General features: G+C 72.4%; 17 protein-coding genes and 1 tRNA gene. 7 read left to right on the top strand and 11 right to left on the bottom strand.

Annotated elements, in window-relative coordinates; all coding sequences use genetic code 11:
* Positions 1 to 5 precede the first annotated feature (5 nt).
* Positions 6 to 305: an FmdB family zinc ribbon protein gene (locus ACJJV7_RS09935; protein WP_405375210.1), complete on the bottom strand. Its 300-nt coding sequence runs from the start codon at positions 303 to 305 to the stop codon at positions 6 to 8.
* Between the two features lie 32 nt (positions 306 to 337).
* Positions 338 to 928 (bottom strand): 5-formyltetrahydrofolate cyclo-ligase, encoded by a 591-nt coding sequence (locus tag ACJJV7_RS09930; protein ID WP_405375212.1) that lies wholly within the window; start codon positions 926 to 928, stop codon positions 338 to 340.
* Between the two features lie 82 nt (positions 929 to 1,010).
* On the opposite strand from ACJJV7_RS09930, the gene galU reads away from it, so the two are divergent.
* The 6 genes from galU (at position 1,011) to ACJJV7_RS09900 (ending at position 5,590) form a co-directional block, all read left to right on the top strand.
* Positions 1,011 to 1,886, top strand: coding sequence for a UTP--glucose-1-phosphate uridylyltransferase GalU (gene galU, locus ACJJV7_RS09925; protein ID WP_405375214.1), 876 nt, complete (start codon positions 1,011 to 1,013; stop codon positions 1,884 to 1,886).
* A gap of 22 nt (positions 1,887 to 1,908) precedes the next feature.
* Positions 1,909 to 2,538 (top strand): GNAT family N-acetyltransferase, encoded by a 630-nt coding sequence (locus ACJJV7_RS09920; RefSeq protein WP_405376167.1) that lies wholly within the window; start codon positions 1,909 to 1,911, stop codon positions 2,536 to 2,538.
* A 91-nt stretch (positions 2,539 to 2,629) separates the two neighbouring features.
* Positions 2,630 to 3,625 (top strand): large exoprotein, encoded by a 996-nt coding sequence (locus tag ACJJV7_RS09915; protein ID WP_405375215.1) that lies wholly within the window; start codon positions 2,630 to 2,632, stop codon positions 3,623 to 3,625.
* 50 nt (positions 3,626 to 3,675) lie between these two features.
* Positions 3,676 to 3,748, top strand: a tRNA-Ala gene (locus ACJJV7_RS09910).
* Between the two features lie 94 nt (positions 3,749 to 3,842).
* Positions 3,843 to 4,187 carry a PadR family transcriptional regulator gene (locus ACJJV7_RS09905; RefSeq protein ID WP_405375217.1) on the top strand — a complete coding sequence of 115 codons (345 nt, stop codon included), beginning with the start codon at positions 3,843 to 3,845 and terminating at the stop codon, positions 4,185 to 4,187.
* Entirely contained in the window at positions 4,184 to 5,590 is a 1,407-nt protein-coding gene (locus ACJJV7_RS09900; protein ID WP_405375219.1) for a hypothetical protein, read from the top strand. Before ACJJV7_RS09905 ends, ACJJV7_RS09900 begins: the two co-directional genes overlap by 4 nt.
* Before the next feature lie 6 nt (positions 5,591 to 5,596).
* On the opposite strand, the gene ACJJV7_RS09895 is transcribed toward ACJJV7_RS09900, so the two are convergent.
* The 3 genes from ACJJV7_RS09895 to ACJJV7_RS09885 are packed head-to-tail and all read right to left on the bottom strand — an operon-like array spanning position 5,597 to position 8,657.
* Entirely contained in the window at positions 5,597 to 7,159 is a 1,563-nt protein-coding gene (locus tag ACJJV7_RS09895) for an FAD-dependent oxidoreductase (protein ID WP_405375220.1), read from the bottom strand.
* Complete coding sequence (locus ACJJV7_RS09890) at positions 7,156 to 7,992, bottom strand: phosphotransferase (protein ID WP_405375222.1); 837 nt, start codon at positions 7,990 to 7,992, stop codon at positions 7,156 to 7,158. The genes ACJJV7_RS09895 and ACJJV7_RS09890 overlap by 4 nt, the downstream gene beginning before the upstream one ends.
* Entirely contained in the window at positions 7,989 to 8,657 is a 669-nt protein-coding gene (locus ACJJV7_RS09885) for a class II aldolase/adducin family protein (protein WP_405375224.1), read from the bottom strand. Before ACJJV7_RS09885 ends, ACJJV7_RS09890 begins: the two co-directional genes overlap by 4 nt.
* Positions 8,658 to 8,706: 49 nt before the next feature.
* On the opposite strand from ACJJV7_RS09885, the gene ACJJV7_RS09880 reads away from it, so the two are divergent.
* Entirely contained in the window at positions 8,707 to 9,351 is a 645-nt protein-coding gene (locus ACJJV7_RS09880) for a TetR/AcrR family transcriptional regulator (protein WP_405375225.1), read from the top strand.
* Between the two features lie 23 nt (positions 9,352 to 9,374).
* On the opposite strand, the gene ACJJV7_RS09875 is transcribed toward ACJJV7_RS09880, so the two are convergent.
* From ACJJV7_RS09875 to ACJJV7_RS09850, 6 genes are all read right to left on the bottom strand, one after another.
* On the bottom strand, positions 9,375 to 10,517 hold the full coding sequence (locus tag ACJJV7_RS09875; RefSeq protein ID WP_405375226.1) for an MFS transporter: 1,143 nt from the start codon (positions 10,515 to 10,517) through the stop codon (positions 9,375 to 9,377).
* 1 nt (position 10,518) lies between these two features.
* Positions 10,519 to 11,781, bottom strand: a complete 1,263-nt coding sequence (locus tag ACJJV7_RS09870; protein ID WP_405375227.1) for an aminotransferase class III-fold pyridoxal phosphate-dependent enzyme — start codon at positions 11,779 to 11,781, stop codon at positions 10,519 to 10,521.
* Complete coding sequence (locus ACJJV7_RS09865; RefSeq protein ID WP_405375229.1) at positions 11,778 to 12,551, bottom strand: hypothetical protein; 774 nt, start codon at positions 12,549 to 12,551, stop codon at positions 11,778 to 11,780. Before ACJJV7_RS09865 ends, ACJJV7_RS09870 begins: the two co-directional genes overlap by 4 nt.
* Positions 12,545 to 13,210, bottom strand: a complete 666-nt coding sequence (locus tag ACJJV7_RS09860; RefSeq protein ID WP_405375231.1) for a TetR/AcrR family transcriptional regulator — start codon at positions 13,208 to 13,210, stop codon at positions 12,545 to 12,547. Before ACJJV7_RS09860 ends, ACJJV7_RS09865 begins: the two co-directional genes overlap by 7 nt.
* Positions 13,207 to 13,983: an SDR family NAD(P)-dependent oxidoreductase gene (locus ACJJV7_RS09855; protein WP_405375233.1), complete on the bottom strand. Its 777-nt coding sequence runs from the start codon at positions 13,981 to 13,983 to the stop codon at positions 13,207 to 13,209. Before ACJJV7_RS09855 ends, ACJJV7_RS09860 begins: the two co-directional genes overlap by 4 nt.
* Before the next feature lie 98 nt (positions 13,984 to 14,081).
* Positions 14,082 to 15,155: a Glu/Leu/Phe/Val dehydrogenase dimerization domain-containing protein gene (locus ACJJV7_RS09850; protein WP_405375235.1), complete on the bottom strand. Its 1,074-nt coding sequence runs from the start codon at positions 15,153 to 15,155 to the stop codon at positions 14,082 to 14,084.
* Positions 15,156 to 15,201 lie beyond the last annotated feature (46 nt).

Below are 15,201 nucleotides of genomic sequence, written 5' to 3'. Positions count from 1 at the left end.
CGGGGTTACGAACCCGCGGGTGCGGGAGAAGCGGGTGCCTCCGACTTCGATGATGTCGAAGAAGCGGACGACCCGCCACCGCTGTCACCCGACGACGACGATCCCGCCTTCCCGCCCGCGCCCGCGCCCGCGCGGGAATCGGTGCGGTAGAAGCCCGAGCCGTTGAAGGTCACGCCGATCGAGCCGTACTGCTTGCGCAGCACGCCGCCGCACTCAGGGCATTCCGTGAGCGACGACTCGGAGAAGGCCTGGACGGCGTCGAAACGGTGACCGCACTGCGTGCAGGCGTAGGCATAGGTGGGCATGAGACCTCGGTCGTTCAGCGTGGGGTGGGAGTTCAGCGATGAGTCAGGGCGACGGTGCGCGTCGGGGTGACGACGCCCGAGACGGGCTGGTCGTGCAGGTCGCGGGGGACCTCGTCGACGAGCTCGGAATCGAAGATGACGGCGTAGACCGGCGGGCAGCGTTCCATCGAGCCGATGGTCTTGTCGAAGTAGCCGCGTCCCCATCCCAGTCGCATGCCGGTGCGGTCGACGGCGGCGGCGGGGATCACGAGCAGGTCGACGTCGTTGACCGCGACGGGGCTCAGCAGTTCGCCGACGGGCTCCGGCATCCCGAACAGCCCTTCGGCCGTCGCGCCCTCTTCTTCGGCCACGGCCCAATCGAGGAGCCCGTCCGCACGGGTGATCGGGAGCAGGACGCGGATGCCGCGGGCCACCGCGGCGGCGATGAACGCGCGCGTGCCGGGCTCGGTGGTCGTCGAGAGGAAGCAGGACATCGACGTGACGCCGTGCTCGCTCACGAGGGCATCGAGCTGAGCGTGGACGCCGGCTGCCGCCTCGTCGAGGGCGGCCGCGGAGCGCTGCTGGCGGCGTTCGCGCAGTTCGGCGCGCAGAGCGCGCTTCTCACTGTCTATGGTGTCCGCCATTCTCCGATTCTAGGTGGACCCGGCCGGACCGCGCCCGCGTCGTGTGACATAGGCGTTACCCGGAATCTGTAGGGTGAAGTCCATGTCTGAGCGCATCAAGGCCGTCATCCCCGCCGCTGGTCTGGGAACACGCTTCCTCCCCGCGACCAAAGCGATGCCGAAGGAGATGCTCCCCGTCGTCGACAAGCCCGCGATCCAGTACGTGGTCGAGGAGGCGGTCGCCGCCGGCATCGACGATGTGCTCATCATCCTGGGGCGCAACAAGAACAACATCTCCAACCACTTCGACTCCGTCCCCGAGCTCGAGTCGGCACTCGAGAAGAAGGGCGACGTCGACAAGCTCGACCGGGTCAAGAAGTCCTCCGACCTCGCCGACATCCACTTCGTCCGTCAGGGGGAGCCCAAGGGGCTCGGCCACGCGGTGCTGCGTGCCCGCGCGCACGTCGGCGACAACACGTTCGCGGTGCTGCTCGGTGACGACCTGATCGACGCCCGCGACCCGCTGCTCGACAAGATGCTCGACCAGAACCGCGCGACCGGCCTGACCGTCATCGCACTGATGGAGGTGTCGCCCGACCAGATCCACATGTACGGCGCCGCCGCCGTCGAGGCGACCGACGACCCCGACGTCGTGAAGGTCACCGGTTTGGTCGAGAAGCCCAAGAAGGAGGACGCCCCCTCCAACTACGCCGTCATCGGGCGCTATGTCCTCACCCCCGGTGTCTTCGACATCCTCGAGCGCACCGAGCCGGGCAAGGGCAACGAGATCCAGCTGACCGATGCTCTGCAGGAGCTCGCGTCCACCGACGGCGTCTACGGCGTCGTCTTCCGCGGTCGTCGCTACGACACCGGTGACCGCGCCGACTACATCAAGGCCATCGTCCAGCTCGCGGTCGACCGGGACGACCTCGGCCTGGAGCTCAAGCCGTGGCTCAAGGACTTCGCGGCGGGTCTGTGACCTCGACGCGGCGCGGGTGACGATGGACGGCACGGTGCTCCGCGCCCACGGGCCCGTGTCGATCCGGCTGGTCCGCCCCCGCGACGCGAAGCCGCTGCAGACCGAGCTGGCCGAGAACCGGTCGTGGCTCCGGCAGTGGGAGGCGACGAGTCCTGACGGACCGGTGTCGCTCGACATGCGCAGCGGCGTGCGGCGGCTCCTCCAGCAGCACCGCGACGGGGCCGGCATCCCTCTCGTCATGGAATACGACGGCGTCGTGACCGGGCAGCTCAACGTGTGGGGGATCGCGCGCGGATCGCTCTCGTCGGCGACGATCGGCTACTGGGTGAGCGAGCGGTTCGCGGGTCGGGGGATCACCCCCACGTCGGTCGCACTGGCGACGGATCTCTGCTTCGAGGACATGCGCATCCACCGGATGGAGATCTGCATCCGACCCGAGAACGCGAAGAGCCTGCGGGTCGTCGAGAAGCTCGGGTTCCGGTACGAGGGACTCCGCCGCCGGTACATCCACATCGACGGCGACTGGCGCGATCACTACGCGTTCGCGCTCGTGCGGGAGGAGGTTCCGGAGGGTGTGCTCCAGCGCTGGGTGTCGGGACGCGTGCCCCCGGGGGTCGCCGACATCCCGCCCGCCGACCGCCTCTCGGGCTGACCGGCCCCGCGAACCTTCGAGTTCAACAAGAACCTCAGACACACCAGGGCGGATGCCGCGTCGTGCCGCCCGCGGACCGTACGGTTGCGACATGGGTGAGCAGGTTCTGGGTGGTGGCGTCATCGTCCTCGTTGCCGTGCTGCTGTGGCTCGTCTATCTGCTGCCCTCGTGGCACGGGCGACACCAGTACCAGGCCGCCGAGCGCAACGCCGTCCGCCTGAATCAAGCTCTTCGCGTGCTCGCCGAGACGAGCGAGGCCCCCGCCGAGGTCTCCCTCGAGCTCAATGCCCGCACGGCGCTCGCGCAGCAGCGACTCGCTCGCCAGGTGCAGGCCGAGAAGGAGAGCGTCGGCCTCGAAGCCGCGCGGGCCGAGCTGGCCCTCGCCAAGGCGCAGGCCGCCCTCGATCGCGAGACCGCACGGGTCGAACGCCGCCAGGCAGCCGCCGATGCAGCGCTCGCCCACCAGCGGGCGCGCGCCGAGGCGGCCGTCGCCCGTGAACGCGCCCTTGCCGAAGCCGCTGCCGCCAAGGCCGCCCCCGCCGTCCGCCGTGCACGCGCTCGTCGCCGCATGCGACTCGCCGCCGTGGTGACCGCCGTCGCCTCGCTCGCCGCCGCCGGCTGGGGCAGCTCCGTCGCCGTGGTCTCGGGGGGCTGGAGCCTCGTCGCGATCTCCGCCGCCGTCTTCGGCGTCAGCGTGATGGCCCTCGGCCGCATGAACGCGGTCGCGCGGCGCGCCGTGTCCGTCGTGGTCGCCGCACCGGCCGCACGCGTCGCCGCCGATCTGCAGGACGTCGAGCTCGCCGAAGCGCGTGCCGGATGGACTCCGCGCCGGCTGCCGCAGCCGTTGACCTCCGCCACCGGATCTCGCGCCGCCGCCGTCCTCGACGGCGCTGCCGCTCAAGAAGCGCTCCGTCAGGCCGGCGTCGAAGAAGCCATGCGGGAGCGTGTGGCGCAGTCCGCGCCTCCGTCGCTCGACACCGCGCGTCGCACGCGCACGGCCGAGACGGCCTTCGCCGGCCCCGTGGACGACGCCCACATCGAGGCGCACGTGCGCCGGCTGCTCGAGCGCCGCGCGGTCGGCGAGTGACCCGCCGCCGTTTCTGGTGAGGTTCGCGGTCGTGTAATATCGATGCTCTTGGGCCTGTGGCGCAGTTGGTAGCGCGCTTCGTTCGCAATGAAGAGGTCAGGGGTTCGAATCCCCTCAGGTCCACGGCGAAAAGCCCCCGCATCGCGGGGGCTTTTCTGTTCCCCAGCCCCTCTTCGGGTGAGTGGTTATATTACGTCGGGTGGAGTATAAAGGGACCATGAGCGCAGCGCTGAGTCCCACCTCCTTCTGGATCCTCACGGTCCTCGCGGGCGGCCGCCGGCACGGGTACGACATCCTGACCGAGACCGAGACGGCGTCGCAGGGCCGGGTGACGATGAAGGTCACCACGCTCTACGCCGCTCTCGAACGCCTGGAGCGCGAAGGGCTCATCCACGCCGACGGCGAGGAGATCGTCAACGGCCGCGCGCGCCGGTACTACCGCCTCGCCGAGCAGGGCACGGCATCGCTCACGGCAGAAGTGGACGCCCTCGAGCAGCAGGCGCGTGTCGCGCGCGAGCGCCTGCGCGGACAGGCCCCGACCGGACGGACGGCCCTCGCATGAGCGGCGACATCGAGGCCCGGTACCGCCGGCTCCTGCGCTGGTACCCACGTCGCTGGCGCCGCGAGAACGGCGACGTCCTCGTGGCCACCGCTCTCGACGAGGCGCAGCGGACGGGGCGCTCGTCACCGACTCCGGGCGAGCGCTGGGCGGCGGCGGTCCACGGCACCGGCGCCCGGCTCGATCGACGGCTCGCTCGCGCCGTCGCCGTCGTCGCGCTCGTTCTCGGAGCTCTGGCGGGCGTGACGATGACCTGGGCGTGGGGTGGGGGCGAGGCTGCCGGCTGGGGGATGCTGAGCATGCTGCTGTCGGCGGGAGTCGTTCCCGCCCTCGCTGCCGTGTCGGCCGCGGCCGTGCTGCGATCGACGGGTCTGCTCTCCGACGGTGTCGCTCTCGTCTCCGCGGGTGTCGGCGCGGCGGCCTTCCTCCTCGGTGGTCTGAGCGCAGCGTCCTGGAGCATCGGCTTCGAGGAGGCCGATGCCGGTGTCACCCGCTCCTGGTTCGCGGAGGCCTGGCTGCCGATGATCCTGTCGGCGCTGGCCCTCGGCGGGCTCGCCGTGGGCGTGACGGGGTCGGCGCTTCTCAGCAGGCTGCGCGTTCCTGTCGCGGCGCACGTGACCGTGGCGGTCCTCACCGCCATCGCCGTCCCCCTGATGCTCGGGGTCGCGATGATTCCCCAGGGAACGGGCGCTGCCCTGGCTCTCGGGCTCCTCATCGTCGCCTCCCTCCCTCAGCGACGTGCCGCGATCGCCGCAGGGCCCGGCACCCGGGCCGTGTCGCCGATTCCGGTCCCGGGGCGCATCGCGGGGCGGGCGCCTGAATGGCGGGTCCGCCGGCTCCGCGCCGTGCGCCTGCTCGCCGCCGCGGCGACGGCAGCGGGCGCCGTCGGCGCGGCATACGCGCTCACCGGTTCCACCTGGTCGGTCCTCACGAGGGATGCCACGGCCGCGATGAGGATCGGCATCGTGATCCTGCTGGTCGGGGCCGTGCCGTTCCTCGTCGCCCTCGGGCTCGTGATGGCGCGGCGGTCCCGCGCCGCGGCGCCGCACACCTGGGTTCCGGTTCTTTCCGCCGTGGCATCCGTCGTCCTCCTCGCCGCCGACTTCCTCGTCTCCGGCGGCTCCGGTGACATCGGCCCGCTGTGGCTGACGAGCGGGTTTCTCGGCGGCGTCGCCCTCGGGTGGTGGATCGGTGCGCGGCTCCGAATCGCGACCGTCGCACGCATCGGAGTCGGTGCCGGCATCGTGGTCGTCTACACCGTGTACCCCGCGACGGGCACGCTGCTCATGCTCCTGTTCGCGCTGCCGGTGTTCGCTCTCGCCGTCCTCGTCTTCGCGGGCCGGCGGCCGCGTCGCCGGTCGGCGCCGTCCGCCGGGGCGATCGGCGCGGTGCCCCGCGGGGCCTGAACCGGATCAGTCGGGAAGGCGCACGGCGGCGCGGGCGTCGGCGAGCTCCTCGGCGCGCCGGGAGCTCGACCAGTGCAGCTCCGCACCGGCGACCTCGGCGGCCTGACGCAGCACCGCCTCACCGGGATCGCCGCGCTGCCCGACGCCGGTCCGGCGCAGCAGGATGTCCGTGAGATGCACCACCGCTTCGTGGCGCGCGGCGAAGGCGACGCCGGCGAGGATCTCGCCGTCGTCGGTCGTGGGCGCCGCGAGGCGGCGATCGGCACGGGCGAGGGCGTGGACGGCATCCGCGTCGGTTCCGTAGAGCTTCTGCACGAGCGTGGCCGATGCGATGTCGGGGAGATCGGCGGCGTCGAGGGGCACGTGCGCGGTGCGGCTGACACCGACCCGGCGGCCGGCGATCCGCGCGAGCCGGCCCACCGTCTTCTCGGCGAAGGCGCGTGAGGTCGTGTACTTGCCGCCGTTCGCCGAGACGAGCCCGGGGAGGCCGTCGGAGGCGTGATCGGTCAGCTCCGACGCTCGCGACGCGCGGTAGGTGTCGGCGCCCGCGGTCTCGGTGAGCGGGCGGAGCCCGCCGTACGCGGCGACGACGTCGCTGCGCTCGAGGGCCACCGGCAGGCGGCTGTTCGCGTTGATCTCCGCGATGAAACGGTCGATCGACTGACCGGTGAGGCGCCAGTCGTCCACGGCGCCCCGGTACGGCGTCTCGGTCGGCCCGATCAGGGTGCGCCCGCGCCACGGCGCGAAGCTGAAATGGCCGGAGGGCGACACCGTCAGCACCATGGTGTCGGTGAGGGGGCGGGTGAGCAGGTAGATGCCTTCCGACCTCACCGCCGGGGCGGGGCCCACCGCCGCGGACGTGCCGGCCTGTGCGCGCAGCACATCGCGGGCCCAGGGGCCGCTCGCGTTCACGGTGACCCGCGCGCGTACCTGCCCGGGCGACCCGGTGACGGCATCATGGGTCAGCGCCCCGACGACGCGGCCGCGCCGCACCAGCACCTCCTCGGCGCGCACATAGTTCGCCACGCGCGCGCCATGGGCGACGGCGGAGCGGAGGAACGCCAGGGTGAGGCGCTCGGGCGAGAGCATCATCGCATCGGAGTAGAGGATGCCGCGGCTCAGGTGCCCGAGTCCGCGCCCTGCCAGTTCCCGCCGGCTGAGCGAGCGGTGGCGGGGGATGCGGTGGGTCGCCGCCACGCGGTTCCGGTCGAACGACAGCAGGTCGTAGGCGGTGAGCCCGACATGCTCGACGAGGCCGGGATCGGGGAGGACCATCTCGATGGGGGCGACGAGCCCGGGCGCGATGCGCGAGAGCGTGCGCCGCTCGGCGAGGGACTCCCGGACGAGGCCGATCTCGAGGTTCTTGAGGTAGCGGAGCCCGCCGTGGATCAGCTTGCCCGTCGCGGCCGACGTCGCTCCGCCGAAGTCCGCCTTCTCGATGAGCACGACCGACAGCCCCCGGCTCGATGCCTCGTAGGCGATCGCGGCTCCCGTGATGCCGCCGCCGATGATCAGGACGTCGACGGTCCCGGCATCCGTGAGGGGGTCGCGGTGGATCGTCGTCGTCACCGGGGGGTCTCCTCGCTGAAGCGCCGGATGCCGCTGCGGATGCCCGCCAGGAGCCGATCGCGTTCGCTCGGCACGTCGAGCGTGCCCAGGCGCAGGACACGCGCTGCGGTGGCCCAGCGATCGATGTCGGCGTCGCGGAGACCGCTGACGGACTTGTACTCGCGCAGGTACATGCGGCCCATCGTCTGGCGGGCGGCGCCGTAGACGGCGCGCTGGAGCGCGGATGCTCCCGGGAAGAGCTCGGCCTCGGTGAACAGCAGTCGGGTCATGGCGACGTCGGCGGCAGGGTCGCCCGTCGCGGTCGACTGCCAGTCGATCACGGCGTAGCCGCCGTCGTGCTCGAAGACGTTCAGCGGGTGGTAGTCGAGATGCAGCGGCCGGTCGCCGCGCGGGAGTGACTCGAGGTGACCCCGGAGGATCCGCTTCTCGGAGGCGCTCAGCGACGCGAGGGGGGCGGTGCCCACCAGGTCGGCGGCGAGCACGCGCACGTCGGGGAAGGCGTCGGTGCGGGCGCGGTGGATGCGGGCGTGCTCGACGGCCAGGGCGCGGGCGACGCTGCCCATCCGAAGGATGTTGCGCTCGGCGACGGTCGTGAGGGCGGCGCCGTCGACACGGTCGAACGAGACGGCACGGCCTCCGTCGACCTGGATGCGGCCGTGGCAGCGGATCGGGGTGAGGCGCAGATCGAAGGCGGTCTCGGCGTCGCCGATCTCGCGTCCGATCGCCGCGTCGGGCCAGTCGTCGTGATACTTCTTCGCGACGCGCCCGCCGGGCAGCTCGAACACGTCGGCCGATCGGCCGTGGGCGACGAGCGCGCCCAGTCTCGCGCTCATGCGTTCACCGGCTTGGTCGCGCCGTAGCCGAGGCGGGTGGCGTGTGCGACGACGTCGCGCTGCTCGGCGGGGGAGAGCGACCGTGGCGCGCCCACGACCGAGGCCCGGAGGTACAGCTCGCTCAGCCACTCGAGGAGCAGGGCGCTCGCGACGGCATCCGCGAGGCTCTCGCCCACCGTGACCGCGCCGTGGTTGGCCAGCAGCGCGGCGCGCCGCCCGTCGAGCGCCGCCCCGACGGCGCCGGCAAGCTCGTCGGTGCCGAACGGGTGGAAGGGTGCGACGCGAACCGGGCCGCCCAGGAGCAGCTGCTGGTAGTGGATGACCGGGAGCTCGTCGAGGACGAGCGAGACCGCCGTCGCCGCCGGGGCGTGGGTGTGCACGACGGATGCCGCGGGGCCGGCGTGACGCAGAACGCCGAGGTGGAGGGCCAGCTCCGAGGTCGGACGGAGGTCGCCGTCGAGGATGCGGCCATCGAGTGAGACGACGGTCACCTGGTCGGGGGTCGCGTCCGCGAGCACCGCGCCGGTCGCAGTCACGGCGACGACGTCACCGGCGCGGGCGCTCACATTGCCTGCTGTGCCGATGAAGAGGCCGTGCGAGGCGAGCTCGCGCGCGGCCCCGGCCACCGACGCGCGTAGGCCTGAGAGGGAAGACGTCGTTGTCATGGTGCTAGCGTTGCGGCCAGCCCTAACCAAAGTCAAGTTTGATTCCACGATGACCTCTTCAGATGCCACCCCGGAGCGCGACCCTCTTCTGGCCGAGCTGCCGCTCCGGCGCGTGCCCACCCAGACCCGCTCGCGGGCGAAGGTGCTCCGCGCCGTCGACGCCGCCGAGGTCCTCGTGCGCCGAGAGGGCGTCGAGGCCATCACCCTGCCCCGGGTGGCGGCGGCGGCGGGTGTGAGCGTGGGGGCGCTCTACCAGTACCTCCCCGACCGTGAGGCGATCCTCGCCGCGATCGTCGCGCGCTACCACGCGCGCCTCGAACGGCTGCTCGACGATGTGCTCGAGCAGATCGAGGTCGCCGGCCCCGACCCCGTCGGACGCGTGCTGCGCGCGGTCATCGACATCTACGACGACGAGGAGCTGGCTCGCTCGCTCGGCACCGTGCGCTCGGGAGCACCGGATGCCGATGAGGCGCGGCGCCGACACAAGCAGCGGATGGCGTCGAAGGTGGCCGCCCTGCTGCAGCGGGCCGGCGTGATCGACGAGGGCGATGACGAACGCGCCTACGCGGTGTCGCGGGTGGCGTTCGCGTCGGCGGATGCCGTGCTGCACGAGGCCTTCGCGGCCGAACCCGATGAGCGCGCGCTCCTCCTGGCGGAGCTGGAGCGCGCGCTGCGGATCTGGCTCGGCGCCTGACCGCGCCGCACGCGCGCACGGCGTCACCGGGCCGTCGTCCTCCGCGCCTCTCGCAGGGCGGGGAGGGCCACGGCGAGGAGGAGGGCGGGCAGGAGGAAGGCGAGGCCCGGGCCGGTCACGTCGAGCATCACTCCGACGGCCACGGCCCCGAGCACCGCTCCTGCGTAGTTGAAGAGGTTGACCCGGGCGATCACCTCGTCGCTCCTCACCGGATCGATCGCGCCGGCCATGCCGAACGCGAGGGGCACGAGCACCCCGACGGCGAGGCCGCTGAGGGCGAAGCCGGCGAAGGCGGCAGCGGGCAGCGGCACGGCGGCGACGAGGATCCCGCCGGCCGCGCCGACGGCGAGAGCTCCGCCGAGGACGCGCGCGCGCCCTGCACGCCGGGCGAGCGGATCGAACGCGAGGCGGGCGCCGAGGACGGCTGCCTGATAGATCGCGTAACCGACGGGGGCGAGGGCGGCCGCCGCGCCGATCGCCGACAGGTGCACGGCGCTCCACGAGCTGACGGCCGAATCGATCGTGAACGCCGCGAGCACGACGAGGCCCGCCATCGTGATGGCGCGGCGGTCGAGCCGCGGCCTCGGCCCCTGACGCGGCGGGAGCGCCGCACGCTCCGGGGTCAGGAGCCGCGACCCCGTCAAGATGAACCCGATCTGCAGGGCCGCGGCGCCGATCAGCGCCGTGACGCCGCCGATGCCCGCGGCGATGACGGCCGCCATCGTGAGCGCCCCGACGATCGCCCCGACGGTGTAGGAGGCGTAGAACCGGCCGAGCAGCGGCAGTGCACGGCCCCGCTGCACGAGCACGCCCTGCATGTTGGACGCGGCGTCGATGAGGCCGAGGCCGAGGCCGTACAGGAGCACCGTCGCGACGAAGACGATGGTGTCGGGCGCGAGGGCGGCGCCGACGAGGGCCAGGGCCTGCACGCCGAGACCGACGCGGACGCCCAGCCGGCTGCCCGCTCGCCGGGCGATCGCGTCGGCGACGATCGATCCGGCCGCCGCAGTCAGGCACACCCCCAGCAGGATGAGCGACAGCGCCGTGCCGTCGAGGCCCGACCGCCCCTGGAACAGGGGGAGCGCCGTGACGAGCACGGCGTACCCCAGACCCTGGAGGCCGTAGACGATCGCGACGGCGACGATGCGGGGCGGGGAGACGGGCACGTCAGACCGCCTCGGGGTGGCGCTCTCGGAGCACGCCGAACGCCTCATGGGCGATCTGGACCGTGCGGTCGATGTCGGCATCCGTCACGGCCGCGTTCAGGAAGTGATTGTGATGCGACGTCAGGTAGACGCCGCGCTTCACGCACTCGGCCACCCACTCCTGATGGAGCATCAGCGAATCGGCGGGGTCGGCGACCCGCAGGTAGAACAGCGCCGGGGCGCCGGAGGCCACGAGAGTGAATCCGTGCTCGGCGCCGGCGGCGGCGAGCCCGGTGGTCAGCGCGGTGCCGAGTCGCTCGAAGAGCGCCGGAGCGCCCAGCTCCCGGAGCTTCTGCTGCGTGGCGATGCCCGCGGCGAACGGCACGGAGCTCATCCAGTAGCTCCCGGTGTAGGTGATGCTGCTGACCGCCTCCTTCAGGGAGTCCTTCCCCATCAGCGCCGACACGTTGTAGCCGTTCGCGAGCGCCTTGCAGAAGCAGATCAGGTCGGCTTCGAAGCCGAAGTGATGATCGCTGCCGGCGAGGTCGAGCCGGAATCCGGCTCGCACGTCATCGACGATCAAGACGATGCCGTGCTCGTCGCAGAGGCGCCGGACGGCCGCCCAGTAGCCTTCCGCGGGCAGCGCGTTGTCGACGAAGTTGCCGTGCATGTAGGGCGTCGCGATGAGGGCGGCGATCTGGCCGCGGTGCTGGTCGAGCAGCGCGCGCAGGGCCCCGAGGTCGTTCCACGGCACCGACAGGTTGTTCGCGACGTCCTCCTCGAGGACGCCGGGGTAGTCGAGCTTCTGCGTCCAGGGTGCGACGCCGTGATAGTAGCCCTTCACGAACACGATCTTCTTGCGCAGGGTCGCCGCGCGCGCCGTCATGATCGCGAGGGTGGTCGTGTCGCCGCCGTTCTTGGCGAACATGGCCCAGTCGGCGCTCGCGACCTGGTCGACGAGCAGTTCGGCGAAGTCGATCATGACCGTCGACGGCAGACTCACGACGTCTTCGAGCTTCGCCTGCGCGGCGGCCGCCGCCGTGACATCGGGATCGTTGTAACCGAGGATGTTCGGCCCGTAGGCGCACATGTAGTCGATGAACTCGTTGCCGTCGATGTCCCAGAACCGGGTGCCCTCGGCGCGCGCGGCGAATTTCGGGAAGGCGTCGTGGGGGAGGTGCAGGCCCTCGGTGGGGCCGAGATGGCCGGGGATCCCCGCAGGGATGACGCGCTGCGCGCGGGCGAACGCCGCGAGGCTCTGAGTGAAGTCGTACACGGTGCTCACTTTCCGAGGTAATGACCGACGCGGCCCAGGATGCGGCTGATGTTGTCGACGAGCGGCACGTACCCGCGGATCGCGATGCGTCCGTCGCCGACGCAGGCGAGCGCGCTCTCGCGGCCGGCGAGCACGTCGCCGGCGGTCGGGAGATCGACGAATCGGAAGACGGCACGCGGGCCGGCGTCGCTCACCGGAACGCGCTCGAGGCGGTGATCGGAGACGCGGATCCGGTGGCGGAGAGTATCCCCGACGGTGATGTCGAGGTCGCCGTCGGGCATCTGGCTCGCGCTGAACCGCCCCGACCGGTCGAGGTTGCCGACGACCACGATCGCGCCGACCGCCACCTCGAGGAGCAGGGTGCGGCTGGCCTCGGCGAACGCCGGGTTCTCGAGATCGGCGTCGCTGGGCTCCAGGTAGCGGCTGAGCAGGTCGGTCAGCGGCGTGAACACGCCGGTGAGGAACCGGATGCCGGCGGGCCCGGTGACCGGGATCGGCGTGCCGGTGCCCGCGAGCACGCGGTTGGCATGCGCGGCAGACCGGAACACGAGGGTGGCGCGCGTGCCGACCGGCTCTGCCCCCGCGGCGACGCCCGCCGGTGAGAACACGAACCTGGTCCTCTCCCCGCCGAGGACCGCCGCGGTGAGGGTCGCCGGCCCGTTCATCGCGGCGAGGATCGCGGCCGCCTCGGGGGAGAGCTCGGCCAGGCGCGGCAGCGCGCCGAGGACGGCATGGAGGTTCACCGCCGCGAGCACGCGGTCGTCGATCTCGGTCAGCATGGGCGGGCTCCGTCTCGGTCGGTCGGTGCGTGGGGTGCCCGGCCGGGATGGCCGGGGCGGACGGCGCCGTGGGGGCGCGCGGCCGCGGCGAGAGCGGATGCCGCGAACGCCGCCGTCCGGCGTGCGGCATCCGTGTCGTGGTCGGCCAGCCAGGCGAGGGTGATGCCGTCCGAGATGGCGACGAGCAGGCGCGCGAGGTCGGCGACCGGCTGGGTCCATGTGGTGCCGGTGACCCGCGCCGCGTAGGCGAGGAGCTGCTCCGCGGCACGGAAGTACGACTCCCACTGGGTGCGCATCTGACCGTCGGGGTCGCGCCGACGCGCGAAGAGGGCGAGCTCGAGGAGGGCGAGTTCGTGGTCGGGCTCGGCGGCGAGCAGATCGATGTAGCCGTCGAGGCCGCTGCGGAGCGCGGACTCGAGCGAGGTCGAGTCGATCGCCCTGGCCTCGGCGGCGAAGCGCTCCTGATCGATGACCGAGTCGATGACGGCGGTCATGAGGTCGTCGTGCGTGCCGAAGATGTAGCTGAAGGCGCCGAGCGGCATGTCGGCCTCCGACACGATGGCGCGGGTGGTGGCCCCGGCGACGCCGCGGCGGGCGATCACGCGGATCGCGGCGGCGATGAGTTCGCTGCGGCGCTGCTCCGGCGGGATCCGCCTCATCGTGCGCCTCCGACCGCGCGCGCCGCGACCCACAGGCGCAGCCGCCGCGGGGAGATCCGGCCGAGCAGACCCTGCAGACGGTTGCCGGCGCCGACGGTGTGCACGGGGCCTGGCCGGCCCGACTCGAGCGCCGCGAACGCCTCGTCGAGCACGACGTCGACCGAGACGCTCCTGCCGACCTTGAACGTCTCGGAGCCGGCGACCTCGAAGAACTCGGTCTCGGTGGGCCCGGGGCAGAGCGCCAGCACGGTGAGTCCCGTGCCGCGCGACTCCTGCCAGATCGCTTCGGTGAGCGCGGTGACGTAGGCCTTCGTGGCCGCGTAGACGGCGAGACCGGGCAGCGGTTGGTGGCCGGCAGTGCTCGAGATGGTGATCAGGATGCCGCGCGCGGCCAGCAGCTGGGGGAGGAGCTCGCGGGTGAGGAGGGTGAGCGCGGCGACGTTCACCTGCAGCTCGGCGGCGACGCGGACGGCATCCTCTTCGGCGAACGGCCCCGCGGTGCCGAACCCCGCGCTGTTGACGAGCCCCACGGCGCGGATGCCGCGATCGTGCAGGCCCTGGGCGATCGCGGCGGGTGCGGCCGGATCGGTGAGATCGGCGGTGAGCACGGTCGCGGTGACCCGGTGCACGGACTCCAGCTCGGTGGCGAGGGCGGCCAGGCGGTCGGCCCGCCGCGCGACGAGGACGACGTCGACTCCTCGCGCGGCGAACCTGCGGGCGAACCCCGCGCCGATTCCCGAGCTCGCCCCGGTGATCACGATGGCGTCGGCCATGTCCGCCTCCTCGAGTTGTTCAACTGACCAACTCAGTATGGGGGCGTCGGATCACCGGGTAAAGAGGGAGGCGGCGGAGTTAACGCCCGCGAAACGACCTACACGCTCGCGCCCTCTCGAGCGCCCTGCGCCAGACGCTCGGCCGCGTACGCCTCGGCGGCGTCGAGCGGGGTCACACCGCGCGCCTCGGCCTCGTCGAACAGGCGGCGCATGGTGTCGCCGATCCCGTCGATGCGTGACGCGATCTCGTCGTGGTGACCGGGATGCTTGGCCTCGACGTCGAGGTAGATCACGCCGCCCGCATTGGCGACGAAGTCGGGCGCGTAGAGCACGCCCCGGCTCGCGAGGCGTGCGGCGCCCGAACGTGCGGCGAGGGGATTGTTCGCGGGGCCGCAGACCGCCCGCGCCGCGAGCGCGTCGATGACGTCGTCGGTCAGGAGGCCGCCGATGCCGGCGGGCACGAAGACGTCGGCGGCGATGAGGTGCTCGGTGCCCGGCTCGACCCAGGTGGCTCCCAGCTCGGCGGCGAGCGATCGCTTCGCCGGGTTCACGTCGGTCACGGTGAGGACGGCGCCCTCCGCGGCCAGGCGTTCGGCGAGCCGGCCGCCCACCTGGCCGAGGCCCGACACGGTGATGCGTCGACCGTGGACGGCGGCGGAGCCCGACACCCGTTCGAGCGTCGCGCCGAGGGCCGCGTAGACGCCGCGGCTGGTGGGTCCGGCGGGCTCGCCCGAGCCGCCGACCGAACTGGGCAGGCCGACCACGTGCGCCGTGCGCTCGCTGACGACGAGCATGTCGTCGGTCGTCGAGCCGACATCCTCCGCAGTGCGGTACAGACCGCCGAGCGACTCGACGGCGTCACCGAGGTCGAGGAAGGCGGCGCGGCGCCGGTCGGCGTCGAGGGAGTCCTCGGGCGAGAGCGCGATCACGGACTTGCCGCCGCCCGCGTCGAGGCCGGCCGCCGCGTTTTTCAGCGTCATCGCCGCCGACAGCCGCAGGGCATCGCCGACCGCATCGGACCAGTGCGGGTACCGCCACAGACGGGCGCCGCCGAGGGCGGAGCCGAGCGTCGACGAATGGAGGGCGACGGTCACGACCAGACCGCTCCGGCTGCCCGTCATCACCTCCACGCGTTCGTGGCTGAAATCGGGCAGGGGCAGAGTGTGCGTCATCGCATTCCTCATCGACGGGCCTTGTGGGCGCTGCAGGATCGGATGC

The sequence above is a fragment of the Microbacterium sp. Ld4 genome, from assembly GCF_045066555.1.
Lineage (GTDB): Bacteria > Actinomycetota > Actinomycetes > Actinomycetales > Microbacteriaceae > Microbacterium.
Note: the sequence above shows the minus strand (reverse complement) of the source record. Positions and strands in the feature narration are given on the sequence as shown.